Source organism: Micromonospora sp. FIMYZ51, assembly GCF_038246755.1.
Classification (GTDB): domain Bacteria; phylum Actinomycetota; class Actinomycetes; order Mycobacteriales; family Micromonosporaceae; genus Micromonospora.
Genome location: NZ_CP134706.1, coordinates 207,519 through 230,993, shown reverse-complemented (window position 1 = coordinate 230,993; position 23,475 = coordinate 207,519). Strand labels below are relative to the sequence as shown.

Genomic DNA, 23,475 nt, shown 5'->3' with positions numbered 1-23,475 from the left:
GTCGTCGCGGCGGAGCCGGCCGGCGCCGACCCGCAACCCGAGGAGCCCACCATGCACCCCCTGACCCGTACCGCCCGGGTGACCGGGTTGTGCTACCTCAGCCTCGCCATCAGCGGCGCGCTCGGCTTCCTGATCACCCGGCCACAGCTCTTCGTCGCCGGCAACGCCGAAGCGACCCTCGCCAACCTCGTCGAACACGAGTCCCTGGCCCGCATCGCGATCGCCCTCGAACTGCTCGTCGTACTGACGCAGGCGGGCACCGCCGTCGGGTTCTACCGGCTGTTCCGTACCGTCGACGGCACCGCCGCCGGCAGCATCGCGGCCTTCGGCATGGTCAACGCCATCGCGATCCTGGGCAGCGCCGCACTGCTCGCCACCGCGACCGAGGTGGCGAGCACGCCGGTCGGTGACGCCGCCGACACCGTCCAGCTGCTGTACCTGGTCAGCGGCAATCTCTGGACCGTCGGTGGACTCTTCTTCGGGCTCTGGCTCGTGCCGATGGGCTGGTGCGTACTCCGGTCGGGATGGCTGCCCCGAATCCTCGGCTGGATCCTCGTGGTCGGTGGCACCGGCTACCTGCTCCACACCTTCGTCGCGTACCTCGCCCCCGGCGCGGAAGCCGTCGCGGATCTCCTCGTGGTCCCCGCCACCGTTGGCGAGTTCTGGATCCTCGGTTACCTGATCATCCGGGGCGTACGGCAGCAGGCGCTGCCGCCGGTGGCCGTTCCCCCGGTCCACCCGGCCACCACCGCGTGACTGCGGTGCGTCAATCCTCGGCGACCAGCGCGAGCACGTGCCGCAGCCCGGGACGCCCGTCGACCGTGGCCGCGCCGACCGGGACGAATCCGGTACGCCGGAGCACCGCAAGCGAGGCTGGATTGTCAAGCGTGGTGCGGGCGGTCAGTCGGCGCAGCCCGTACTCCTGCCGGGCGAGCGCGGCGACGCGGCGTACGCCGTCGGTGGCCACCCCACGCCCGGCGACCCGCCGCGCCACCCGGTAGCCCAACTCGGCCTCGCCGTCGGCGACGTCGACCAGGTTGAACCGCCCCAGCACCACCGCGCCCTCGACCAGGAGGTGGAAGTGACAGCGGCCGGTGGCCTGCTCGGCGAGGAGCGCACCGTGCCGGTCGGCGAACCGGGCGAAGTAGTCGTCGCCCCGGTCCGGCACCGCACGCGCGAACCACTCGCGGTTCTCCAGCTCGAACGCGAGCAAGGCGTCGGCATGCTCGGCGGCGAGCCGTTCCAGTTCGGCAGGCACCCGGGCACCCTAGCCGGGACCGTCGCCGGGAGCCGCACTGTCGACCGGAGCCGAACTGTTAATAGGGGGCCCTTCCTCTACCGCAGGCGTTAACAAGGGGCCCTTCCTTAAGTCCTCGGCGCGCAGGGGGCAGGGCCCCAGTCGGGCACCGGAGGCATCGGCCGAGATACCGGTGCCCCGCCCGCCACCCGCACCCGCTCACCGTGGTGCCACAGGTCGATGGCGGTGCCGGGATCGGCGTCGGGCAGCTCGTAGCGGGCCTCGTCGGCGGTCAGGGTGACAAGTAGGCGCTGGCCGTGCCAGCAGAGGCTGAACGCCAGCCGGTCGATCCGGTCGGGCAGCCGGGGGTCGAACGACAGCAGCTCCCGGTCGTCCCGCAGTCCGCCGAAGCCCTGCACCAGCGCCAGCCACGCCCCGGCCAGCGCGGCCAGGTGCAGCCCGTCGCCGGTCTTGTCGCCGAGATCCGCCAGATCCTGCATCACCGTCTCGACGAACAGGTCGTACGCCAGGTCGAGGTGGCCCAGCTCGGCGGCGAGCACCGCCTGCGGCCCGGCCGACAGCGAGGAGTCCCGGACGGTACGCGCCTCGTAGTAGGCGAAGTTGGCCGCCTTCTCCGCCTCGGTGAACTCGTTCGGGCAGCGCAGCATGGCCAACACCAGGTCCGCCTGCTTGACCACCTGGTGGCGGTACAGCTCCAGATAGGGGAAGTGCAGCAGCAGCGGGTACTCGTCTTCGCCGGTGTTCGCAAAGTCCCACTCCGGCTGGTCGGTGAAGCCGGCGGCCTGCTGGTGCACCTCGCGCTTCGGGTCGTACGGCTTGGCCATCGCGTCCGCCGCGGCCCGCCAGCCCGCCACCTCGGCGGGGTCGACATCCAGCCGAGCCGCCGCTTCCGGGTACCGCTGCACGGCGTCGGCCGCGCCGTAGAGGTTCCGCCGGGCCATCAGGTTGGTGAAGAGGTTGTCGTCGACAAGTGCCGCGTACTCGTCGGGGCCGGTGACGCCGAAGATGTGGAAGGTGCCGTCGTCGGTGAAGTGCCCGAAGCGGTGCCACAGTCGGGCGGTCTGCACCAGCAGGTCGAGTCCGGGTCCGGCGAGGAAGTCGTCGTCGCCGGTGGCCGTGACGTAGCGCAGCACCGCGTCGGCGATGTCGGCGTTGACGTGCAGGCCGGCGGTGCTCGCCGGCCAGTAGCCGGAGCACTCCTCGCCACCGATGGTCCGCCACGGGAAGGTCGCCCCGGCCAGCCGCAGCTCCGCCGCCCGTTCGATCGCCTGTGCCAGGTGGGCGTGCCGCCAGGCCAACGCCGACCGGGCCACGTCGGGAGCGAGGTACGTCAGCACCGGCAACACGTACCCCTCGGTGTCCCAGAGCACGTGCCCGTCGTAGCCGTTGCCGGTCAGCCCCTTGGCGGGGATGGTCCGGTCACCGTCCGACCGGCCCGCCTGGATCAGGTGGAACAGCGCGAACCGGGTGGCGCGCTGCAACTCCTCGTCGCCGTCGAGCAGCACGTCGGCGGTGTGCCAGGCGACGTCCAGGGCGGCGCGCTGCGCGGCGAGCAGAGCGGTGAAGCCGTCCGATCGGGCAGCCTGGGCCTCGGCCAGGACCTCGTCGGCCAGGTCGGCCGGGCAGACCGCGTCGACAGGCGTCCACTCGTACGCGGCGAACTTGGTGAGCCGGGCCTGCTCGCCCGCCCCGAGCTCACCGGTGAGGGTGAGCCGGATCCGGTCCGGCGTGGCGTCGACGGTGGTGGCGAAGTGATCCGGGGCCGAGGGCCGGTGGGCGACCGCGACGGCGACCCGCTGTGCGCTGTGTTCGGTGCGGTGCACCAGCACCCCGTCGAGGCCGTCGGCGTGGTGCCGCTCGGCGGCCAGCGGTTCGTTGATCACCGAGGCGGCCCGGGGGTCGTCGCGTTCCGGGATCCGTTCGTTGGCCAGCAGGTCGGCGCAGATTCGCAGCTCGACCGGCCCGTCCAGGGGCTCCACCGTCCAGTCGACGGCGGCCACCCGGCGACGGGGCAGCGACACCAGGCGGGTACTGCGTATCCGCACCCCGTGCCCGGCCGGCGAGACCCATTCGGTGCACCGTTCGAGCACGCCGGCCCGCAGGTCGAGCACCTGCTCGTGGCTGCGCAGCGTCCCGGTCCGCAGGTCCAGCGGCTCGTCGCCGATCCACGCTCGGATGAGCGTGGCGTTCGGCGGACTGATCACGGTGTCGCTGAACTGCGGAAAGGCGTACCCCTCCTCGGGGTGGTTCAGTTCCCGCCGTTCGTGGAACCCGTTGAGGTAGCTGCCCGGCATGCCGTACGGCCGCCCCTCGTCGAGGGTGCCGCGCCAGCCCAGCCAGCCGTTGCTCAACGCGAAGATCGACTCGGTCTCACCGAGCCGGTCCAGGTCGTCGGCCGTACGCCGGATCCGCCAGCGCTCATCCGGTAACGGTCGATCGGGGGTACCGTGCACAGCGCCTCCAGGGATTCCACCAGCCCACCGGAGACTCATTTCCCCGCCGGCCGACCCGGCACACCCGGCGCAGTGACGGCTCACCCCGGCAACCTCGGCAGCTCACCAGACCAGCAGGAGTGCGCCGAGGGTGCCGAGCACCAGGTACGGCCCGAACGGCAGGTGGCTGGACCAGGCGGCTCGGCGGGTGACCAGCAGCCCCAGGGCCACCAGGCCGGAGAGCGTCAGCGCGAGCAGCAGCCCGAGCAGCGGAAGGGTCCAGCCGTACCAGCCGAGCAGCGCGCCCGCGCCGAGGGCGAGCTTTGCGTCGCCGATGCCGAAGCCCCGCGCGCCGAGCAGCAGCGTGGTGGTGGCGAAGAAGAGCGCCAGGCCGAGCGCGGCGGCGGTGGCGCGCAGCCACGGTGTCGCGCCGGCACCGGCCAGCGCGGCCAGCCCGAGCAGCAGCCAGGTGCCGGCGGCGGCCGGCAGGGTGAGCCGGTCGGGCAGCCGGTGCACCGCGAAGTCCACGAAGATCAGCGGCACCGCGAAGGCCAGCCACCAGGCTGCGGCGACCAGTTCCCCGGCGGGCGGTCGGGCCAGCAGCAGCACCACGACGGCAGCGGCGATGGCCAGCTCGACGGTGGCCGGCGGGGCACCGACTCGGGCAGCGCACCCACCGCACCTCGCCCGGGGGCCGAGCGCCGGCCACGGGCGGCTCAGGCTGATCGGGGTGCCGCAGGCGGCACAGCCGGTCCGGCGCGCGGTTCCCGGCGGTACGGCGTGCCGGGCGACGGCGTACCGCAGCAATGGGGTGAACGCCAGGACGGCGAGCGGCCGAGGTCGGGTGCGTTCCGGTGGCGGGCCGGCGGGCGGGCTCTGGTGGCCGGGCTCGGCGGTGGCCGGCGGCCGGCTCACGCCGCAGACCCGACGACGGCGACCACGCAACGTAGTTTGCCCGCTCGGTTCGGGCGGCGCCCCGAACGTCCCGACCCGGGTCGGACGGGAGCGGACCGGGTCGGGCCGAAACGGGTCGGACGGCAAGATGCAATTCCCATCGAAGGAAATTGACGCCACATTAGCCAGTCGATTCGGGGGGACGGATCGGGCGAGATGCCATTTCCCCTCCCATCCCGACCGACCCGTCGGCGACCCGTCCATCGGGCGGCCGATCCGGGCCGCCGGCCACACCGGCCCGACGCCCGGCCGGTGCACAGCGGTCCCGGCAACCTGGGGGTAACCATCCCGAACCACCACCGTTCGTAACTCACAGTGTTCACATGAATTGCCTCTGTTGCATCGGCCGGCATCAGCCTATGCTCGCCCCTTGGATGTGATGCAACCCCACGTCCATCGGCCACGACCACCCAGGACAAAGCACTTTTTAGGAGATCCGCAAGGGTAAATGCGGCTGCCCATTGGACAGGACCTCTAGCGGCCCTTCCTGCGACGCTGCCGCATGCACACAGACGCCGGCGACGGCGGTCGCCGGGCCGGCACCGAGGAGGCACGACGGTGCGAGCACGGCAGCTGAGCCGCTGGACGGCTGGCCTGGTCGCGGTGGCCGCGGTCGGCACCACCACCGCCTGCGGCGGCCCCCCGCAGGTCACCACCGGCACCGGTGCCGACCGAAACAAGCCCGCCGGCACCGAGCGGGCCGCCGACGAGCGCGCGGCGGAAGAGGCGGCGTTGACGGCCTACGCCGGATACCTGGCGGCGTCCCGCACGGCGAGCCGGCAGAGCGATCCGATGCACCCGGAACTCGGCGAGTTCCTCGCCGACCCGCTGCTGACCCGGGTCCGGTTCAGCCTGCGTCAGGCCCGCGAGCACGGCGCGGTAAGCGCCGGCACGCTGCGCTCCGATCCCACGGTGGTCTCGGTGGACCTGGACGCGCGGCCCCCTACCGTGGAGATCCAGGACTGCCTGGACGCGACCGGCTACCGGATGGTCTACGTCCAGAATCGCAAGACGGTCCCCGGCACCCGCGGCACCCGGCACCTGGCCACCGCGACCGCCACCCGCCACCCCGACGGCCGCTGGCGGATCAGCGCCGGCGCGGCTCACCAGGACCAGCCGTGCTGACCCGGGCCAGGGCGCGGGCCGGCGGGCACACCGACATCCGCGACGTCGCAGGTCGCCGTCGTGGCGCGGGTGGCTGGCGGCGGCCGGCCCTGCTCGGCGGTGCTCTGGCGCTGCTGCTGTCGGTCGGGCCGGGGGTGCCGGCGACCGCAGCCGGCCCCGGCGGCGGTTGTGCGCCCGCGCAACCAAACTGCGACGTCTGGGACGACGACCCGGGCACGCCCGGCGGCGGCAACAACGGCGGCGGTGACAACGGTGGTGGCGGTAACGGCGGCGGAGGCGGCGGCGGTTGTCAGCGGCAGGGCCAGACCGTCCCCTGCTACGACGAGTTGCTGGGCTGGTTCAACAGCAACGACGGCTGCTACTACAAGATCGCCGACTCGCCGCCGCAGGAGCCCCCCGAGGGTTGGCAGTACTACACGAAGACCTGTTACGGCAACGGGATCGGCGACGAGCAACTCGTGTTGCTGGAGGAGCCGCCGCCCGGCTTCGGCGCTCCGCCGGACCCGGAGGAGTTGGCCCGGCGGGCGTTCGCCTCGATCACCCTGCTCGCGCCCCGGGCATCGGTCGCACCCCGCAAGCGGATCGGCCCCGGTCTGGTCGGCCTGCCGGTCTGGATGTGGGCCGAACCAGGGGCCAGCCAGTTCGGCCCACTGAGCGCCTCCGCCTCGGACCGGGGCCTGACCGTCACCATCGAAGCCAAGGTCGAACAGGTGATCTGGGACATGGGCAACGGCGACGAGGTCAGCTGCGACGGCCCGGGTACCCCGTACGACGCCACCGGCCAGCACGCCGGCCGCCCCTCCCCGGACTGCGGCTACGACAACGGCTACCCGCAGGCCGGCACGTACCGGGTCCAGGCCACCACGTACTGGACCGTCGAGTGGAGCAGCAGCAGCGGCGTACAGGGCCAGATTCCGGACGTCACCCGCACCAGCGGCCCGGTCGAGATTCAGATCAACGAGCTTCAGGTGGTGACCCGATGAGCGTGGCGACCCGTAACGGCCCCCCTCCGGTGGACGCGCCGGTCGCGCCACCCCGGGTGGTCCGGCAGCGTCGGGTGCGGCCTGGGCTGCTCGGCCTGGCCGTGCTGCTGATCGCCCTCGGCGGGCTCGGCTCGGCGTTCGCGGTCACCTCCGTCCAGGCCACCGGCAGCTACCTGGCGGTGGCCCGGGCGGTCGAGGTCGGCGGCGTACTCAGCGCCGACGACCTGGTCTCCGTCCAGGTGGCCGGCGGGCAGGGGCTCGCACCGGTGCCGGCCGGGCAACTCGGCGACGTGGTCGGCCTGCGCGCCGCCGTCTCGCTCACCCCGGGAACGTTGCTGACCATGGCGCAGCTCACCGACGAACCGCTGCTCGGCCCCGGTCAGCAGCAACTCGCGCTCGGCCTGCGGGCCGCCCAGGTGCCCGCACCAAGACTGCGCCCCGGCGACGAGGTGCTGCTGGTCAGCACCCCGAGCGAGGAGCGCGGCGGCAGCGGCTCGTCCGCCGGCGCCACCCGGTTCAGTGCGACCGTCATCGACTCGGTCAGCACCGACGGCCGCGACGAGGTGGTGGTCTACCTGGCCCTGGCGGTACGGGACGTACCGGCCGTGGTGGCGCTTGCCGCGCAGGACCGGATCGCACTCGTGCTGACCAAGGCAGCCTGACCATGGCGATCGTCGCGCTGGTCTCGGCCAAGGGCTCGCCCGGGGTCACCACCACCGCGCTGGCCTGCACGTTGAGCTGGCACCGGCGGTTGGTTCTCGCCGAGTGCGACCCGTCCGGCGGCTCGGTGCTCGCCGGCTACCTCGGTGGTGCGCTGGACGGCCCGCGCGGCATCGGCGAACTGGCCGTCGGCGAGCTGCGCGACGGCAGCCTGGAGACGACCTTCTGGTCGCAGCTGGTCGACCTGGACGCGCCACACCGCGACCGGCTGCTGCTGCCCGGGGTCGTCGATCCGGCGCAGGCCGGCAGCGTCGTCCCGCTCTGGCAGCGCTTCGCCGACTTCTTCGTCGGGCTGGAGGAGGGCGACCCGCCGTACGACGTGCTTGTCGACTGTGGCCGGTTGCCGGTGGTCGGTCCGCCGTGGCCGCTGCTGCGCGCCGCGTCGGTGGTGCTGCTGGTGGCCCGGGCCCAGTTGCCCGACCTGTCCGCCGCCCGCGCCACGATCCGCACCATCGTGCGGGACTTCGCCGAGCACCGGGTGCAGCCGGGCACGCTGCGGCTGCTGCTGGTCGGCGGCGGTCACGGCAAGGGCGAGATCAGCAAGGCCCTCGGGGTGCCGGTGATCGCCCGGCTGCCGCACGACCCGCGTACCGCCGAGGTGTTGAGCCTCGGCGGCACCGTCCGGTCCGGACGGCCGTTGCTGCGCGCGGCCCGGGGGTTGGAGGTGCCGGTCGGTGCCCTGCTGGAGCGGCGGCGGGCGCGGTTGGCGTGGCCGGTCACCCAGGGGGTGCCGGATGCGGTTTGAGCCGGTCTCCTCGGATCCCCGGCGACAGCCGCCGGGCGCCACCTCCATCGCCCCACCGCTGCCCCCGGCCAACGGCCGGACGCAGCACCCGGTCCCGGTACCCGTGGTGACGGCACCGCCCGAGGCGCCGCCCCGACCCCGGGCCGACTTCCAGGTGGTCCGTGAACTGCGGCGGGAACTCAGCGAGCGGCTCACCCGGTGGCAGCGCGGCCGGGAGTTCAGCATCGACGAGGAGGACACCGAGCGGGCCCGGCTCGCGGTGGAACTGGTCGCCGAGTACGCCAACTCGGTGCGTCGCGCCGGCACCCCGATGCCCGCCGGCGAGGAGCGACTGCTGCTCGACCAGGTCACCGCCGAGCTGGCCGGGCTCGGCCGGCTACAGACCCTGCTCGTCGACGACACCATCGAGGAGGTGCACATCCTCGGCTGTGACCAGGTACGCATCACCCGGCACGGCGGCGGCGTGGAGTGGGCCGAGCCGATCAGCGACAGCGACGAGGAACTGGTCGAGATCCTTCAGGCGGCGGCCCGCCGCTCCGGTGCGACCGAGCGCTCGCTCTCCACCTCGAAGCCCACGCTCGACCTGCAACTGCCGGACGGCAGCCGGCTCGCGGCGGTGTTCCTGGTCAGCCACCGCCCGTACGCGGTGATCCGGAAACACAACACCCTCGACGTGACCCTGGATGACCTGGCCGGCGCCCGTGGCGACCTGGACGAGATGATCGACCCGCTGCTGCGCGACTTCCTCCGCGCCTCGCTGCGGGCCGGGCTGAACATCATGGTCGCCGGGCTGGCCGGGGCCGGTAAGACCACGGTGATCCGGGCCTTGATGAGCGAGATCCCGCCGGACGAGCCGTACGTGCTGCTGGAGGAGAGTCGCGAGCTGCTGCCGGCCCGACGCACCGATCGGCACCGCGCGGTGATGAGCTTCGAGGCCCGGGAGGGGCACGGCGAACGCGGGCCGGACGGTCGACCGGCCGGCGAGGTGAGCATCGCCGACCTGATCCCGGTCTCGCTGCGGATGGGCGTACTGCGGATCATCGTCGGCGAGGTGCGGTCCCGGGAGATCGTGCCGATGCTCCAGGCGATGACCACCAGCCGGGGCTCGATGTGCACGATCCACGCGCGTACCCCCGGTGGGGTGAGCGAACGGATCATCGAGCTGGCGTTGGCGCACGGCCGGGAGATGACGGTCGACCAGGCCCGCCGGATGGCGGGTAACGCGCTCGACCTCATCGTCTACGTCACGGTCGAGGACGAGACCGGGATCGGCGGCCGTAAGCACCGGTACGTCTCGCACGTCGAGGAGGTACTCGGCGTCAGCGAGGGCAGCCGGATCACCACCACGCAGGTGTTCGGGCCGGGGCCGGACGGCCGGGCGGTGCCGCGACACCTGCCTGAGCGGATCCGGGACCAACTGCTGCGGGTGGGCTACGACGCGCGGTTGCTGAGCCGCTGGATCGAGGCCGGCCAGGGGGCCTGGCGCCGGCCCAAGCAGACCCGACTCGGTCGGCGGTGAGCCGTGCGCAACGACATTGAACTGATCGCGATGGTCTCCGGGGCGGCCTGCGTGACCGGGCTGGTGCTGGTGGTCGTCGCGCTCGTCGGCACCAGCCGCCCGCCCGGCCGGGCACCCGGCGCGGGGCCGGGGATCGAGCGGCTCTGGCGGGGCTCCGGCACCACGCTGCGCGAGCAGCGGGCACACCAGAGCCTGCTGGTCGGTGCGTTGATCGCCGGGGCGTTGGCCTTCCTGCTGACCGGCCTGCCGGTGGTCGGCCTGCTGGTCGCGGTGGCGGTGCCCGGCACGCCGTGGCTCTTCTCCGTGGGCCGGGCCGAGCAGCGGGCCATCGCCCGGATCGAGGCGGTCGGCGAGTGGACCCGCCGGCTCAAGGACGTCTCCGCCACCGGCCAGGGCCTCCAGCAGGCGATCATCGGCACGGTGCCCACCGCCCCGGAGGAGATCCAGGAGGAGGTACGGCTACTCGCCGCCCGGCTCCAGGCCGGCTGGCTGGCCCGGTCCGCGCTGCTGGCCTTCGCCGACGAGATCGGCGACCCGGTCTGCGACCAGGTGGTCGCGGCGCTCATCCTGCACCTGACCGACCGGGGCGAGCGGCTCGGTGACGTGCTCGGCTCGATCGCGGCGGCCGCGGCGGCCGAGGTGGCCACCCGGCGGGAGGTCGAGGCCAAGCGCACCCAACCGCGCTTCGCGGTCCGCTTCCTCACCGGGATGACCCTGGCCACCATCGCGTACGGGCTGCTGAACACCGAGTACGTCCAGCCCTACGGCACGCCGTTCGGTCAGATCGTGATGGCGGTGCTCGGTGCCGCCTTCGTGGGCCTGCTGGCCTGGGTGCGCTCGATGAGCCAGCCGCCCCGGCCGGCCCGCTTCCTGCCGGCCCCCGATCCGGCGGAGGTGGTGGCGTGAACTGGGTGCTGACCGTCGCCGTCACCGGCGGTGCCGCGATCGGGCTGGGCATCTTCCTGGTGGTCCGCGAACTGGTGCCGGCGACGCCCGCCCTCGGTCCGGCGTTGCGCCGGCTGCACCAGCCGGCGGGGGCCCGAATCGACCCCGCCGACCGCCGGCTGGAGTGGCTCACCGGGCTGGCCCGCTGGCTGCGCCCGCCACACCGGCAACTGGCCCTGCTCGGCCGCACCCCCGAGCAGTACGCCCTGTCCCTGCTGCTCTCCGCCCTGATCGGGCTGGCCGGACCGGCCCTGGTCAGCAGCACGCTGTTCGTCGTCGGCGTCGCACTGCCGTTGGCCGTGCCGGTGCTGGGCAGTATCGGTCTGGCGCTGCTCTGCGCGCTGATCGCGCACCGGTCGGTGATCACCCGCGCCGAGGTCGCCCGGGACGAGTTCCGGCAGGCGGTCTGCACCTACCTGGATCTGGTCGCGCTGCAACTCTCCGCCGCGCACGGTCCGGTGCAGTCGCTGGAGCGGGCGGCGGCGATCTGCGAGGGCTGGGTCTTCGACCGGATCTCCGAGGCGTTGCGCATCGCCCAGATGCAGATGCACTCGCCCTGGGACGAGCTGCGTGACCTCGCCGACCGGATCGGCATCCCGGAGCTGGGTGACGTCGGCGCGATCATGCGCTCCTCGGGCCGGGAGGGCGCGCAGGTGCACGAGACCCTGCGCAGCCGGGCCGACTCGCTGCGCGACCAGATCCGCACCGACAACCTGGCCCGGGCCGAGGGGGTGACCAGCCGCCTCGACATTCCCGGCGCGCTGCTGGTCTTCGTCCTGCTCGGCTTCGCCATCTATCCGTTCCTGGCCCGCCTCTGACTTCCCTCTCCTCCCCTCCCGAGCAAAGGAGCACCCCGATGTCCGTCTTCATCTATCTGCACGTCGCGCTGCGCGCGCGGCTGGCCGAGCTGCGCGGCGATCGCGGCGACAGTCCGGTACCCACCGCAGTGATCATCTTTGGCCTGGTGGCCGTCGCGATGGCGGTGACCGGTGCCGCCCTCGCCGCCGCCAACGACTGGATGGACAACATCCCGAAGCATCAAGAACCGAAGTGACCCATGCGTGCTGCCCTCCCCACCGGCCGGTGCCGGATGGTCACGGCCATCCGGCACCGCCGGCTTCCCGGCGACCCCGAACGGGGTGGCAATCCGGTGGAGTTGGCGGTGGCGCTGCCGGCGATCCTGCTGATGCTCTTCGCCTCGATCCAGGTCGCTGCGGTCTTCGTGGCCCGCTCGACCGCGCTCAACGCCGCGCAGAGCGGCGTCAACGCGCAGCGGCTCCACCAGGCCCCGGAGGGTGCCGGTGCGGCGCGGGCGACCAGGTTCCTGAACCAGGCCGGCGACTGGCTGGTCGACTGGGAGGAGCCGGGTCCGAGTTGCGTACGCACCGACACCGACGTGACCTGTACCGTCACCGGCCGGTCCCTCTCGGTCGTACCCGGGGTCAAGTTCTCGGTCCGGCAGAGCGCACACGGGACGGTGGAGCGATGGACGGCACCGTGAGCCGGGGCTCGGTCTCGATCGAGGTCGCCGTCCTGGCACCCGCCTTCGTCGCGCTGATGGTGCTGGCCGGCGTCGCCGGGCGTACCGCCGTGGCCAGCGAGGCCTTGGAGGCCGCCGCGCACGATGCCGCCCGGGCCGCATCGATCTCCCGGGACGCCGCCACCGCCCGCCAGGAGGCACGGGACGCGGCCCGTCGGCAGCTCGACTGGCGGGGGGTCTCCTGCACCGGCGCACCCCGGGTGACCTTCCGCGGCGCGGTCGGCGGCCGATCCACCAGCTTCGACGCGGCGTTCCGCAGCGAGGTCGGGCAGGACGCCTCGGTCACCGTCGAGATCGCCTGCACGGTCTCCTACCAGGACATCAAGCTTCCCGCCCTGACGAAGATGCCGACCGGTAACCGGATCACCGCGTCGTTCACCTCGCCCCTGGACCGCTACCGGAGCCGGGGATGAACACCGGCCGGGGCGAGGCCGGGCGGGTGAGCGTCTTCCTCGCCGTCGCCCTCTTCGGGGTGCTCGCCATCATCGGCATGGCGTTCGACGGCGCGGGTCAGCTCCGTACCCTGCAACGGGCCGAGAACCTGGCCGCCGAGGCGGCCCGCACGGGCGGCCAGGCCATCGACCGGGCCACCGCGATCGAGGGTGGGCCCAAACGGATCAACCAACCCCAGGCCCGCCGGGCCGTGGCGCGGTACCTCTCCGCCGCCGGGGCCAGTGGCCACAACGTCAGCTTTCCGGTGGTCGACGGCGAGACCCTGATCCAGGTACGCGTCACCATCACCTACCAGCGGGCCGTGCTCGGCCTCTTCGGCTTCTCCCACACCGTCACCGTTTCCGGCGAGGCGACCGCACGGGCGCTGACCGGGGCACCCTAGGGAAGGAAAGGTAGCCATGGCTGCATCGGGTGGCACCGCGGTACGGCGAACCGGTCGCGTGCTTACCGGCTTCGGTGCGCTCATCGTGCTTGTCGGACTGCTGGCCGGCGGGCCGATCGCGCTGCTGGCCTTCGCCGGCAACCCGTTACCCGACCACGTACCCACGCTTGCGGAAGTCGGGACCACGCTTACCAGCCGCGACGACGGGCAGCTCTTCCTGCGGGCGCTGGCGCTGGCCGGGTGGTTCGGCTGGGCCACGTTCGCCCTCTCCGTGCTTGTGGAGGTGGGTGCGCAGGCCCTGCGCCGACCGGCGCCCCGGCTGCCCGGAATGAGCCGGCAGCAGCGGGCCGCTGCGGCGCTTGTCGGTTCGGTGGCGTTGATCCTGGTCACCAGCCCGGCCGCCACCGCCGCCAGCACGGCGTACGCGGCCGACGCGTACTCGCCCGCCACGTACGCCGCCGCACCGGCCGCTGTCGCACCGGCCGCCGCCGCACCGGCCGCTGTCTCGCCCGCGATGGCCGCCCCGGCAACGGCGGCCGGACCGGCGGTGACGGCGGCCCGGGACGGGCTCTCGACGGCGTCGGATGCCTCCGTCTACCGGGTGGCCAAGGGGGACTACCTCGGCAAGGTCGCCGAGCGGTACCTCGACGACTTCGACGACTACCGGAGGCTGGCCGCGCTCAACCAGTTGCGGAATCCGGACCGGATCCGACCCGGCCAGCTCATCAAGCTCCCGACCGAGGCACAGGACCAGGGCTCGCGGGCCCACGCCACCGGCCGCCTGGTCGTCCGGGCCACGCCGCCCTCCCCGTCCGGGCCGGCCGCACCCGAGCAGGCCGAGGAGCGGAAACCGTCGCCGGGCGGCACGGTGAAACCGTCGCCGGGCGGCACGGTGGAGCAGCCCGGCGGCACCGGCTCCCTTACGCCGGTGGCACCGGCGCCGCAGGACGCACCGCCGCGCGGCGAGGGCGGCCACCCACCGGTGGTGACGGTGGGCGCGGCCAGCGCCAGCGAGCCCGACCGGGTCAACCGGCCACTGGCCGTCTCCGCGGTGCTCGCCGTGGCAAGCATCATCGGCGCGCAGATCGGTGCGGTGCTGGGCATGCGTCGCCGGGTCGCGGTGGCACGCGCCGGGACCGGACACCGGGTGCCGGTCGCCCCGCCGTCGGAGTTGCCGGCGGGTCGCCACCGCAGGGACTGAGCGGCTGCACCGGCCGGGCGGGCTCAGGGCAGGCGGGTTTCCAGTACGCCGTCGACGATCCGGGTGGGCAGCACCTGCTGGTCGTTCGGGGACGGCCCGTGCACCACCTCGCCGCCGTTGAGCCGGAACGTGCTGCCGTGCCAGGGACACACCACGCACGCGTGCCCGTCGATCTCGCGTACCTCGCCCTCGCCGAGCGGGCCGCTCTGGTGCGGGCACCGTTCGAGCATCACGGTGACGTCGTCGCCGTGCCGGTAGACGATAAGCGACACGTCGTCCACCGCACGGGTGACCAGTTCGCGCTGCGGCAACTCGGCCAACTCGGCGATCGAGTGCCAGCCGTCGCTGATCAGGTGCAGGTCGGAGACGCTCACGTTCACCTGAGCGCCCTGCTTGTACGCGAGGTGCCCACCGATGTAAGCACCCGCGCCGGCCGCGCTCAGCCCGAGCCAGCCGAGCGTACGCCCGAGGTTGTGTCGACCGGACAGCCGCGCGGCCAGCGAGCCGCCGTACAGCGCCAGCGCGACGGTGTTCGACGCGGCGTGCACCAGCCCGACCCGGCGTTGGTCCCGGGCCAGCGCCGCCCAGTCGTTGAGCCCGGCGACGGCCGCCGGCAACGCGCTGAGCGTGCCGACCGCGGTGAGCGTGGTGGCCGCCCGGCGCTGGCCGGGCATCAGGTCCAGCACTGCCGCGCTGACCCAGGACCCGACCGGGACCTGCACCATCGCCGGGTGCAGGGGATGCCCGAGCCACACCCCGTGCAGCAGGTCCCGGACCCGCTGCGGGCGGAGGACGCCCTGCACCACGCCCTGCAACCGGTCACCGAACCGGTCCAGGCCGGAAGCTTGCTCGATTTTCGTCAACAACGCTCGCACGGTTACCGACTTCCCGCCTTTCGCCACCGCAAACCGGTCGTCCCCGTCCCGTTCGGGCCAGCTGGCCGCAATCCCCCACCCCACCCCCACCCCACCCCACCCCACGCCGCCGATCTTGCACTTTTCGTCGGGATAAATGCCACATACAGGGCGAATCAGCGACCAAAAGTGCAAGATCGGCGAGGCGGGGGTGGGGGCGGAGGTGGGGGTGGGGGTCTGGGGTTGTTCAGGTGGTGCTGGAGTTGAGGTCGCGCAACGCCTCGGAGATGGCGCGGTGGAAGGTCGGGTACGCGTAGATCATGTGCCGGAGTTGGGCCAACGGGACCGCCGCGTGCACCGCGACCGCCAGCCCGGAGAGCACCTCGCCGCCGGCCGGACCGGCCGAGGTGGCACCGATCAGCACCCCTTGGTCGGCGTCGGCGACCAGCTTGATGAAACCACCGTCGTCGGTCTTGTGGATCCAGCCCCGGGTGGACGAGGCAAGCTTGGTCACGCCGACCTGCACGTTGATGCCGCGTTCCCGGGCCTGGCGTTCGGTCAGGCCGACCGCACCGATCTCCGGATCGGTGAAGGTGACCCGGGGCAGTGCCCGGTAGTCGGCGCGCGGCACCGACCCGGCCGAGCCGCTCGACCCGGTCGCCGCCAACGAACTGGCCGCGCCGACCGCGCCGCCCACCACGCTGGCCGTGCCGCTGGGGTCCGCGCCGGCCTCGGACCGCCGGACGTGGTCGAGCACGTCGGCGACGACGATGGCCGCCTGGTACATGGCGACGTGGGTGAAGGCGCCCTCACCTGTCACGTCGCCGACCGCCCAGACCCCGTCGGTGACGTGCAGCCGGTCGTCGACCGGGAGGTACCGCCGGTCGGCGTCCACGCCGATCGTGTCCAGCCCCAACTCGTCCAGGTGAGCCCGGCGGCCGGTCGCCACCAGCAACCGCTCGGCGGTGAGCCGCGTACCGTCCGCGCCGTGCAGCGTGAAGCCGGCCGCACCGTGTTCGACCCGGGCCGCCTTGACCTCGGTACGGATCTGCACACCGTCGGCCCGCAACGCGGCGGCGGCCACCTCGGACGCCTCCGGCTCCTCGACGGCGAGCACCCGGTCGGAGGCCTCCACCACGGTGACCCGTACGCCGAAGCGGGCGAACACCTGGGCCAACTCCAACCCGATCGCTCCGCCGCCCAGCACCAGCAGCGACTCCGGTAGTTCCTCGACCTCGATGGCCGCGCGGTTCGTCCAGTACGGCGTCTCCGCCAGCCCGTCGATCGGCGGCACCGACGCCTTGGTGCCGGTGCCGAGCACGATGCCGTGCCGGGCCTGGAAGACCTGGTCGCCGACGCGGACCCGGCCCGGCCCGTCGAGCCGGCCGCTGCCGCGGACGAAGCGCCCTCCCTTGCCGGTGAACCGCTCTACCGCAGCCCGGTCGTTCCAGTTGTCGGTGGCCTCCTCGCGGATCCGCTTCGCCACCGGCGCCCAGTCTGGGCGCACCTGCGCGGTGCCGGCCAGCCCGTCGACCCGGCGGGCCTCGGCGATCGCGTTCGCCGCCCGGATCATCATCTTGCTCGGGACGCAGCCCCAGTAGGGGCACTCCCCGCCGACCAGGTTCCGCTCGATGCCGACCACGGTCAGCCCGGCCTCGGCGAGCCGACCGGCCACCTCCTCGCCGCCGACGCCGAGCCCGAGCACGATCACGTCCACCAGTTCCGGCTGCGCCATGCGTCAAGCATTCCGCACCGCCGCCGCGCCGGCCAGCCGAGCGCGAACCGCATGTCGCCGTACGGATGCCCGGTGCCCGTACGGCCGGCTGGCCGCCGCTGCCCCGACGGTGACCGTCAGGGCACCGGTGGCCCCGTCAGGGCACCGGCAACTCGGGCAGCGTGACTTGTGGGCCCGGCAGCGTGACCGGTGTGCCGGTCGGGGTGAGCAGGGCCCGGCCGGCCACGGAAATCCGCCGCCGCTGCGGCACGGTGGCCCGCCGGACGAACACGTCGTAGTCCTGGGCTGCCACCTCGTCGAGGATCCCCCCGTAGAGCGCGTACGCGGTGCGGATGCAGGCCTGCGAGGCGGCGTCGAGCAGGATCACTCCCGGTGCCGCGGCGGCGTAGTGCGCCTGGGCCCGGCCCACCTCGTACCGGATCAGCTCGCGCACCGGTTCGGTGGACCGGCCGGCGGCCCGGCAGGCCGCCAGCTCCTCCGGGGTGACCCCGAAGGTGGCCAGGTCCTCCTCCGGCAGGTACGTCCGGCCCCGGTCCAGGTCCTCGGCCACGTCCCGGATGAAGTTGGTGAGCTGGAACGCGAAGCCGAGCTGGCGGGCCGGCTCCCGGGCTGCGGCCGGGTCGGAGCTGCCCAGGATGGGCAGCATCATGGTGCCGATGACCGCGGCCGAACCCTCCATGTAGTCCAGCAGTTGGTGGTAGCTGCGGTACGACGTCACGGTCAGGTCCATCGCCATGCTCTTGAGGAACGAGGCGAAGTCCTCCCGGTCCAGGTCGAAGACGGCGATGGTGTGCAGCACCGCAGGCAACAGCGGGTCCTCGACTTGCTCGCCGTGCAGCCCGGCGACGAACCGCCCGCCCCAGTCGTCGAGCTGGGCGGCGCGCTCGGCCGGCGGCAGGGTTTCGGTCTGATCGACGATCTCATCGGCGTACCGAGTGAATCCATACAAAGCGTGCACATGCCGCCGTTTCCATGCGGGCAGCAGTCGAGTGGCGAGATAGTAGGTGCGGCCATGACGCCTGTGCAGCTCACGGCACCTGCGATAGGCGACAGCGAGATCGAGGTCCATGGCACCCTCCTCCAGAATCGACGCATCAATCGACGCAACTAGCAACCTTAGGGTACGCTCAGCCGCATGGCCAACGACGGACCAACGGGTAACCTGCTTCGCGTGGCACCTGAACAACCGATCGATGAGGATGATCCGATTCGGGCTGTTCTGGCCGCTTACACCCGGGACCTCGTCGCGGCGGTCGACCGGACGCTTGCCGAATTCCTGACCGCCGAGGTCGACGCGCTGAGCGAAATCGACGCAGCTATGGGTGAATTCGCCGCCACGGCACGCGACTACGTTCTCGGTGGCGGCAAGCGGGTTCGCTCGACGTTCGCCTACTGGGGTTGGCGCGGGGCCGTCGGTGGTGAACAGCCCCTCGAACCGGTGCTTCCGGCCCTGGCCACGCTGGAGCTGCTGCACACCTTCGCGCTTGTCCACGACGACGTGATGGACGCCTCCGCCACCCGGCGGGGCCGCCCCACCGCGCATGTGGCGGTGGCCGCCCAGCATGCCGCCGACGGTCGGCACGGCGACTCCGACCGGTTCGGCGAGGCGGTCGCGGTGTTGATCGGCGACCTCTGCATGGTCTGGGCCGACCAACTGCTGGCCCGCGCCACGCTGCCCGCGCCCCGGCTGCTCGAGGTCCGGCGCGGCTACGACCGGATGCGGGTGGAGACCGTCGCCGGGCAGTACCTCGACGTCCTCGGCGAGACCGAGCCGGCCAACTGGTCGGTGGACCGGGCACTGCGGGTGGCCCGCTACAAGACCGCCAGCTACACGGTCCTGCGCCCGCTGCTCTTCGGCGCCAGCCTGGCCGGCACGGAAGACACCATGCTGATCGACGCGTACACCCGCTACGGCCGGGCCGTCGGCGAGGCGTTCCAACTCTGCGACGATCTGCTCGGCGTCTATGGTGACCCGGACACGACAGGCAAGCCGGCCGGCGACGACCTGCGCACCGGCAAGCCGACCACGCTGCTCATGCTGGCCCGGCAGCTGGCCACCCCGGCGCAACGCCGGACGCTTGACGGCACCGGCCGCTGCGTCGACGAGCCGGCGATCGCCCGGCTCGCCGAGGTGGTGGTCGACACCGGCGCGGTCGACCGGATCGAACGGATGATCGACGAACGGATCGAGGAGGCCCTGACAGCGCTCGACACCGTCGCCGTCGACGAGACCGCGCGGACCGCGCTCGTCGGCCTCGCCACCACCGCCACCCGCCGGTCGGCATGATGTGGATCCCACGCGCAGAGAGGTGGTCGTCGGTGCGAACCGTTGACGGACGTACGGACCGAGTGGTGGTCGTGGGCGCCGGCCTGGGCGGCCTGGCCTGTGCGCTGCACCTGGCCGGCAGCGGACGGCAGGTGACCGTGCTGGAACGCGAGCCGGTGCCGGGCGGACGGGCCGGTCGGCTCAGCGTCGACGGCTACGAGTTCGACACCGGCCCGACCGTGCTCACCATGCCCGACCTGATCGCCGAGGCGCTCGGTGCGGTCGGTGAGGAGTTGACCGACTGGCTGGACCTGGTCCCTCTCGACCCCGCGTACCGGGCCTACTACCCGGACGGGTCCACCCTCGACGTGCTCACCGACACGACCCGGATGGCTGCGGAGATCTCCCGGGTCTGCGGGCCGCGGGAAGCCGACGGCTACCTCCGGTTCGTGGACTTCGCCCGGAAGCTGTGGCAGCTGGAGCGGGCCGACTTCATCGAGCGCAACCTCGACGCGCCCACCGACCTGCTCACCGCCAACCTGCTCCGGCTGCTCGCCGGTGGCGCCTTCCGGCGACTCCAGACCAAGATCGACCAGTTCTTCCGGGACCCGCGTACCCGGCGGATCTTCTCCTTCCAGGCCATGTACGCCGGGCTCGCACCGCACGACGCGCTGGCCATCTACGCGGTGATCGCGTACCTCGACTCGGTGGCCGGGGTCTACTTCCCGCGCGGCGGCATCCACGCGGTCTCCCGGGGCCTGGCCGGCGCCGCCGAGAAGCACGGCGTGCAGATCCGCTACGGCACCACGGTGACCCAGGTGGTGACCGCGAACGGCCGGGCAACCGGGGTGCTGACCGCCGATGGCGAACTCGTCCCGGCGGACGTGGTGGTACTCAACCCCGACCTCCCCGTGGCCTACCGCGACCTGCTTCCGCCGTCGCGTCCGCGACGGTTGACCTACTCGCCGTCCTGCGTCGTCCTGCACGTCGGCTCGAACCAGGGATACCGCCGCATCGCCCACCACAACATCCACTTCGGGAAAGCCTGGAAGGGCACGTTCGACGAGGTGATCCGGCGCGGTGACCTGATGAGCGACCCGTCCCTGCTGGTCACCAACCCGAGCCGCACGGACCCGGCGGTGGCCCCCGCCGGCCGGCACACCTACTACGTGCTCGCCCCGGTGCCCAACCTCGACCGGGCGCCGTTCGACTGGCGCGGCGACCTCACCGCCCGCTACACCGACCAGCTCGTCGCCACCCTGGAGCAACGCGGCTACGTCGGCTTCGGCGCGGGCGTCGAGGTGCTCCGGGCGGTCACGCCAGCCGAGTGGGCGGAGCAGGGCATGGCCGCCGGCACTCCGTTCGCCGCAGCACACACCCTCTTTCAGACCGGTCCGTTCCGACCGTCTAACCTGCATCGATCATTGCCCAACGTGGTCTTCGTCGGCTCCGGCACCCAGCCCGGTGTCGGCGTCCCGATGGTGCTCATCTCCGGCAAGCTCGCCGCCGGCCGGGTGACCGGAAACGGCCCGTGAGCACCGACAGCCCCAGCACAGCGGAGCACCTAAGTCGCGAACGGAGGACGGCACTGATGCCACCGTCCCGGGAGGGTCACCTGGTCGAGCTGGTCGACGACGGCGGTCGGCCGGTCGGCGAGACCACCGTCGCTGCCGCCCACCGACCACCAGGTCGGCTGCATCGCGCCTTCTCGGTGTTGTTGGTCGCGCCGGACGGCCGGGTGCTGCTCCAGCGCCGTGCTGCGGTCAAGACCCGCTTCCCGCTGCGCTGGGCCAACTCGTGCTGCGGCCACCCCCAGCCGGGTGAGGCCCTGGCCGAGGCCGCCAACCGGCGGCTGGCGGAGGAGTTGGGCGCCGGCCCGGTACCGCTCACCGAGGTCGGGGCCTACGTCTACCGGGCCGAGGACCCGGCCACCGGACGGGTCGAGGTGGAGTACGACCATGTGCTGCGGGGTGAGTTCCGGCCGGACAGCCCGCTGCGCCCCGACCCGGCAGAGGTCGCCGAGCTGCGCTGGGTCGACCCGGCGACGCTGGCCGCCGAGGTGGTCGACGACCCCGACACGTACGCGCCCTGGCTGGGCGGTGTGCTGGATCGGCTGCTGCACCCTTCGCAGCCGGCCGGCGACTCGTCGGAGCGGTCGGGTGGCCGATGAGGCGTTGAGCGCCGGGGCGGTCGCCCGCCGACTGGGCGTGGCCGTGACCACGCTGCGTACCTGGCACCAGCGGTACGGCCTCGGGCCCAGCCAGCACGTCCCGGGACACCATCGGCGCTACACCCCCACCGACCTGGTTCGGCTGGAGATCATGCGTCGGCTCACCGCCGACGGGGTCAGCCCGGCCGAGGCGGCGCGCTGGGCGCGGCGGGCACCCGGCCCGGTGCCCGACAGCGCAACCGTCCTGGCCAGGTCGAGTAGCACCCGCGTCGGCGGTGGCACGACCATCCCGGTCGGCCGCGCCGGCCCGGCGGCGCGCGGTCTGGCCCGCGCCGCGATGCGGATGGACGCGGTGGCGATCAGCGAAACGGTCAGCCGGGCCATCGCGACCGACGGGGTCGTCCACACCTGGGACCGACTGCTCCGCCCGATCCTCGTCGGCATCGGCGAGCGGCACGCCGCCACCGACGCGCTGATCGAGGTCGAGCACCTCTTCTCCCGGTGCGTCTCGGCGGCGTTCGCGGCCGTCGTGGCGGCCCGTCCGGCACTCCCTGGGCCGCCCCGCATCCTGCTCTCCTGCGCCGACGAGGAACAGCACAGCCTGCCGCTGGAGGCGTTGGCCGCCGCCCTCGCCGAGGCCGGCGTCAGCCATCGGATGCTCGGTGCCCGGGTGCCGGTGAGCGCCCTGCTGGACGCGATCGACCGGACCGGACCGGCCGCCGTGGTGGTCTGGTCGCACCTCCGGCTCACCGCCGACGCGAGCCAGCTCACCGCCCTGCTCACCGCACCGCGCCGCCCGCTCCTGGTGCTCGCCGGTGGGCCCGGATGGCAGGCCGACTCCCTGCCCGCCGGGGTGGTCCGCCCGGTCGACCTGGCCGAGGCGCTCTCGCTCGCCGTCGCCATCCGCGACTCGCTGGACCGCGCCGCCGTCTCCTGAACCGGCGGAGTACGGAGGGCGCTCGAACCGGCGGGGTACCCGAGGGCGCTCGAACCGGCGGAGTACGGAGGGCGCTCGAACCGGCGGAGTACGGAGGGCGCTCGAACCGGTGGGGTACGGAGGGCGCTGGCCGGTTGACCCGCCGTCGATGCCCCGAAATCGGGTGAACTAGCGTCGGGGGTCCGCGTACCCCGATCCCCCTCGGGAGCGAACGATGCGTCATCGTGCTCTGCTCGCCTGCGTCACCGGTCTGGTCGTCCTGCTGGTGACCGGCTGCGGCGGCGGAAGCTCGCCCGAAGCCGGCAGCCCGTCGAGCCCGCCACCCTCAGCCGCCCTGCCATCCGCAGCCGCGCCGACCCCGGCCCGCAGCAAACCACCAAAGCCGCCACTGCGGGCGCTGCCGGCCAAGCTGCCGGCCGGTCTGGTCCGTACCTCCGGGGCACCGGAGGTGGCCCTCACCTTCGACGACGGTCCGGACCCGGCGTGGACCCCCAAGGTGCTGGACCGGCTGAAGAAGGCCGATGTCACCGCCACCTTCTGCGTGGTGGGTGTCCAGGTCCGCAAGCACCCCGAACTGGTCCGCCGGATCGTCCGGGAGGGGCACCAGCTCTGCAACCACAGCTGGAACCACGACCTCGACCTGGCCCGGCGGCCGATCGCCGAGATCCGCGCCGATCTGGTTCGCACGAACAAGGAGATCCGGCGGGCGGTGCCTGACGCGGAGGTGCCGTTCTACCGGCAGCCCGGCGGCCGGTGGACCGCGGAGGTGGTGAAGGTCGCCCGGAAGCTCGGCATGCGGTCGCTGCACTGGACGGTCGACCCGAAGGACTGGGCCAAGCCGACCGCCGCCACGATCGAGAAGCGGGTGAAGCGCTCCGCCAAGCCCGGCGGGGTCGTGCTGCTGCACGACGGCGGCGGCGACCGGGCCGCCACGCTCGCCGCCTGTCCCCGGCTGATCGCCGCCCTCAAGCGCGACCACGGCGTGGCGGCCCTCCGCTGACCCCCCTTCTGAGCTGCGGTTTTTCGAGCAGTTGTGGCTGCGGCCATACCGGTTTGGTCGTCCGGTTAGACGTCACGTATGCTTTCCAAGCCTCCGGCGGGGCCGGATGGGAGCAAGTCCGCACAACGTTGCGAGTGTGCAATGATGGCGGGGCCGCCCTCATCGTCTAGCGGCCCAGGACGCCGCCCTTTCAAGGCGGTAGCACGGGTTCGAATCCCGTTGGGGGCACGGTCCGGCTTCGGCCGGATGCAACAAG

24 protein-coding genes and 1 tRNA gene are annotated in these 23,475 nt (G+C 72.9%); 19 read left to right on the top strand and 6 right to left on the bottom strand.

Features of this window, described 5'->3' with window-relative positions:
- Positions 1–51 precede the first annotated feature (51 nt).
- A complete protein-coding gene (locus QQG74_RS01120; RefSeq protein ID WP_341718436.1) occupies positions 52–756 on the top strand; it encodes a DUF4386 domain-containing protein in 705 nt (234 codons plus the stop codon).
- 10 nt (positions 757–766) lie between these two features.
- Here the strand turns inward: QQG74_RS01120 and QQG74_RS01115 are convergent, their stop codons facing one another.
- The 3 genes from QQG74_RS01115 to QQG74_RS01105 form a co-directional block, all read right to left on the bottom strand.
- Positions 767–1,258 (bottom strand): GNAT family N-acetyltransferase, encoded by a 492-nt coding sequence (locus tag QQG74_RS01115; protein WP_341718435.1) that lies wholly within the window; start codon positions 1,256–1,258, stop codon positions 767–769.
- Between the two features lie 107 nt (positions 1,259–1,365).
- On the bottom strand, positions 1,366–3,711 hold the full coding sequence (locus QQG74_RS01110) for a glycosyl hydrolase family 65 protein (RefSeq protein WP_341718434.1): 2,346 nt from the start codon (positions 3,709–3,711) through the stop codon (positions 1,366–1,368).
- A gap of 102 nt (positions 3,712–3,813) precedes the next feature.
- Positions 3,814–4,512, bottom strand: coding sequence for a prepilin peptidase (locus tag QQG74_RS01105; RefSeq protein ID WP_341721096.1), 699 nt, complete (start codon positions 4,510–4,512; stop codon positions 3,814–3,816).
- Positions 4,513–5,202: 690 nt separating this feature from the next.
- On the opposite strand from QQG74_RS01105, the gene QQG74_RS01100 reads away from it, so the two are divergent.
- From QQG74_RS01100 to QQG74_RS01045, 12 genes are all read left to right on the top strand, one after another.
- The gene (locus QQG74_RS01100; RefSeq protein WP_341718433.1) at positions 5,203–5,769 is read left to right on the top strand and encodes a hypothetical protein; all 567 of its coding nucleotides are present in this window, start codon (positions 5,203–5,205) and stop codon (positions 5,767–5,769) included.
- 110 nt (positions 5,770–5,879) lie between these two features.
- A complete protein-coding gene (locus tag QQG74_RS01095; RefSeq protein WP_341721095.1) occupies positions 5,880–6,752 on the top strand; it encodes a hypothetical protein in 873 nt (290 codons plus the stop codon).
- Positions 6,749–7,414: an SAF domain-containing protein gene (locus tag QQG74_RS01090; protein ID WP_341718432.1), complete on the top strand. Its 666-nt coding sequence runs from the start codon at positions 6,749–6,751 to the stop codon at positions 7,412–7,414. Before QQG74_RS01095 ends, QQG74_RS01090 begins: the two co-directional genes overlap by 4 nt.
- Before the next feature lie 2 nt (positions 7,415–7,416).
- On the top strand, positions 7,417–8,217 hold the full coding sequence (locus QQG74_RS01085) for a ParA family protein (protein ID WP_341718431.1): 801 nt from the start codon (positions 7,417–7,419) through the stop codon (positions 8,215–8,217).
- Complete coding sequence (locus tag QQG74_RS01080; protein ID WP_341718430.1) at positions 8,207–9,736, top strand: ATPase, T2SS/T4P/T4SS family; 1,530 nt, start codon at positions 8,207–8,209, stop codon at positions 9,734–9,736. Before QQG74_RS01085 ends, QQG74_RS01080 begins: the two co-directional genes overlap by 11 nt.
- A gap of 30 nt (positions 9,737–9,766) precedes the next feature.
- Positions 9,767–10,642, top strand: coding sequence for a type II secretion system F family protein (locus tag QQG74_RS01075; RefSeq protein WP_341721094.1), 876 nt, complete (start codon positions 9,767–9,769; stop codon positions 10,640–10,642).
- Positions 10,639–11,499, top strand: a complete 861-nt coding sequence (locus QQG74_RS01070) for a type II secretion system F family protein (RefSeq protein WP_341718429.1) — start codon at positions 10,639–10,641, stop codon at positions 11,497–11,499. Before QQG74_RS01075 ends, QQG74_RS01070 begins: the two co-directional genes overlap by 4 nt.
- A gap of 38 nt (positions 11,500–11,537) precedes the next feature.
- Positions 11,538–11,735, top strand: coding sequence for a hypothetical protein (locus QQG74_RS01065; protein WP_341718428.1), 198 nt, complete (start codon positions 11,538–11,540; stop codon positions 11,733–11,735).
- Positions 11,736–11,771: 36 nt separating this feature from the next.
- Complete coding sequence (locus tag QQG74_RS01060) at positions 11,772–12,182, top strand: TadE family protein (protein ID WP_341721093.1); 411 nt, start codon at positions 11,772–11,774, stop codon at positions 12,180–12,182.
- Positions 12,167–12,634: a TadE/TadG family type IV pilus assembly protein gene (locus QQG74_RS01055; RefSeq protein WP_341718427.1), complete on the top strand. Its 468-nt coding sequence runs from the start codon at positions 12,167–12,169 to the stop codon at positions 12,632–12,634. Before QQG74_RS01060 ends, QQG74_RS01055 begins: the two co-directional genes overlap by 16 nt.
- Entirely contained in the window at positions 12,631–13,056 is a 426-nt protein-coding gene (locus tag QQG74_RS01050) for a hypothetical protein (protein WP_341718426.1), read from the top strand. The genes QQG74_RS01055 and QQG74_RS01050 overlap by 4 nt, the downstream gene beginning before the upstream one ends.
- A gap of 16 nt (positions 13,057–13,072) precedes the next feature.
- Positions 13,073–14,257 (top strand): LysM domain-containing protein, encoded by a 1,185-nt coding sequence (locus tag QQG74_RS01045; protein WP_341718425.1) that lies wholly within the window; start codon positions 13,073–13,075, stop codon positions 14,255–14,257.
- A gap of 23 nt (positions 14,258–14,280) precedes the next feature.
- On the opposite strand, the gene QQG74_RS01040 is transcribed toward QQG74_RS01045, so the two are convergent.
- The 3 genes from QQG74_RS01040 to QQG74_RS01030 form a co-directional block, all read right to left on the bottom strand.
- Positions 14,281–15,132: a Rieske (2Fe-2S) protein gene (locus QQG74_RS01040; protein WP_341718424.1), complete on the bottom strand. Its 852-nt coding sequence runs from the start codon at positions 15,130–15,132 to the stop codon at positions 14,281–14,283.
- A 226-nt stretch (positions 15,133–15,358) separates the two neighbouring features.
- Positions 15,359–16,846, bottom strand: a complete 1,488-nt coding sequence (locus QQG74_RS01035) for an FAD-dependent oxidoreductase (RefSeq protein WP_341718423.1) — start codon at positions 16,844–16,846, stop codon at positions 15,359–15,361.
- A gap of 136 nt (positions 16,847–16,982) precedes the next feature.
- Positions 16,983–17,915 carry a phytoene/squalene synthase family protein gene (locus QQG74_RS01030; RefSeq protein WP_341718422.1) on the bottom strand — a complete coding sequence of 311 codons (933 nt, stop codon included), beginning with the start codon at positions 17,913–17,915 and terminating at the stop codon, positions 16,983–16,985.
- A gap of 66 nt (positions 17,916–17,981) precedes the next feature.
- On the opposite strand from QQG74_RS01030, the gene QQG74_RS01025 reads away from it, so the two are divergent.
- The 6 genes from QQG74_RS01025 (at position 17,982) to QQG74_RS01000 (ending at position 23,447) form a co-directional block, all read left to right on the top strand.
- The gene (locus QQG74_RS01025; protein WP_341718421.1) at positions 17,982–19,133 is read left to right on the top strand and encodes a polyprenyl synthetase family protein; all 1,152 of its coding nucleotides are present in this window, start codon (positions 17,982–17,984) and stop codon (positions 19,131–19,133) included.
- Positions 19,134–19,165: 32 nt separating this feature from the next.
- The gene (crtI, locus tag QQG74_RS01020) at positions 19,166–20,647 is read left to right on the top strand and encodes a phytoene desaturase family protein (RefSeq protein WP_341718420.1); all 1,482 of its coding nucleotides are present in this window, start codon (positions 19,166–19,168) and stop codon (positions 20,645–20,647) included.
- Positions 20,648–20,703: 56 nt separating this feature from the next.
- Entirely contained in the window at positions 20,704–21,282 is a 579-nt protein-coding gene (gene idi, locus QQG74_RS01015) for an isopentenyl-diphosphate Delta-isomerase (protein ID WP_341718419.1), read from the top strand.
- Positions 21,272–22,219: a MerR family transcriptional regulator gene (locus tag QQG74_RS01010; protein ID WP_341718418.1), complete on the top strand. Its 948-nt coding sequence runs from the start codon at positions 21,272–21,274 to the stop codon at positions 22,217–22,219. The genes idi and QQG74_RS01010 overlap by 11 nt, the downstream gene beginning before the upstream one ends.
- Before the next feature lie 214 nt (positions 22,220–22,433).
- On the top strand, positions 22,434–23,219 hold the full coding sequence (locus QQG74_RS01005) for a polysaccharide deacetylase family protein (protein WP_341718417.1): 786 nt from the start codon (positions 22,434–22,436) through the stop codon (positions 23,217–23,219).
- Between the two features lie 155 nt (positions 23,220–23,374).
- Positions 23,375–23,447, top strand: a tRNA-Glu gene (locus tag QQG74_RS01000).
- Positions 23,448–23,475: the final 28 nt, after the last annotated feature.

What these genes read in the sequence shown, in the direction of transcription:
- QQG74_RS01120 (WP_341718436.1), top strand. Translation starts at nt 52, where the DNA reads ATGCACCCCCTGACCCGTACCGCCCGGGTGACCGGGTTGTGCTACCTC.
- QQG74_RS01035 (WP_341718423.1), bottom strand. Translation starts at nt 16,846, where the DNA reads ATGGCGCAGCCGGAACTGGTGGACGTGATCGTGCTCGGGCTCGGCGTC.
- QQG74_RS01055 (WP_341718427.1), top strand. Translation starts at nt 12,167, where the DNA reads ATGGACGGCACCGTGAGCCGGGGCTCGGTCTCGATCGAGGTCGCCGTC.
- QQG74_RS01085 (WP_341718431.1), top strand. Translation starts at nt 7,417, where the DNA reads ATGGCGATCGTCGCGCTGGTCTCGGCCAAGGGCTCGCCCGGGGTCACC.
- QQG74_RS01045 (WP_341718425.1), top strand. Translation starts at nt 13,073, where the DNA reads ATGGCTGCATCGGGTGGCACCGCGGTACGGCGAACCGGTCGCGTGCTT.
- QQG74_RS01030 (WP_341718422.1), bottom strand. Translation starts at nt 17,915, where the DNA reads ATGGACCTCGATCTCGCTGTCGCCTATCGCAGGTGCCGTGAGCTGCAC.
- QQG74_RS01050 (WP_341718426.1), top strand. Translation starts at nt 12,631, where the DNA reads ATGAACACCGGCCGGGGCGAGGCCGGGCGGGTGAGCGTCTTCCTCGCC.
- QQG74_RS01075 (WP_341721094.1), top strand. Translation starts at nt 9,767, where the DNA reads ATGGTCTCCGGGGCGGCCTGCGTGACCGGGCTGGTGCTGGTGGTCGTC.
- QQG74_RS01060 (WP_341721093.1), top strand. Translation starts at nt 11,772, where the DNA reads ATGGTCACGGCCATCCGGCACCGCCGGCTTCCCGGCGACCCCGAACGG.
- QQG74_RS01090 (WP_341718432.1), top strand. Translation starts at nt 6,749, where the DNA reads ATGAGCGTGGCGACCCGTAACGGCCCCCCTCCGGTGGACGCGCCGGTC.
- QQG74_RS01065 (WP_341718428.1), top strand. Translation starts at nt 11,538, where the DNA reads ATGTCCGTCTTCATCTATCTGCACGTCGCGCTGCGCGCGCGGCTGGCC.
- QQG74_RS01005 (WP_341718417.1), top strand. Translation starts at nt 22,434, where the DNA reads ATGCGTCATCGTGCTCTGCTCGCCTGCGTCACCGGTCTGGTCGTCCTG.
- idi (WP_341718419.1), top strand. Translation starts at nt 20,704, where the DNA reads ATGCCACCGTCCCGGGAGGGTCACCTGGTCGAGCTGGTCGACGACGGC.
- QQG74_RS01080 (WP_341718430.1), top strand. Translation starts at nt 8,207, where the DNA reads ATGCGGTTTGAGCCGGTCTCCTCGGATCCCCGGCGACAGCCGCCGGGC.
- QQG74_RS01025 (WP_341718421.1), top strand. Translation starts at nt 17,982, where the DNA reads ATGGCCAACGACGGACCAACGGGTAACCTGCTTCGCGTGGCACCTGAA.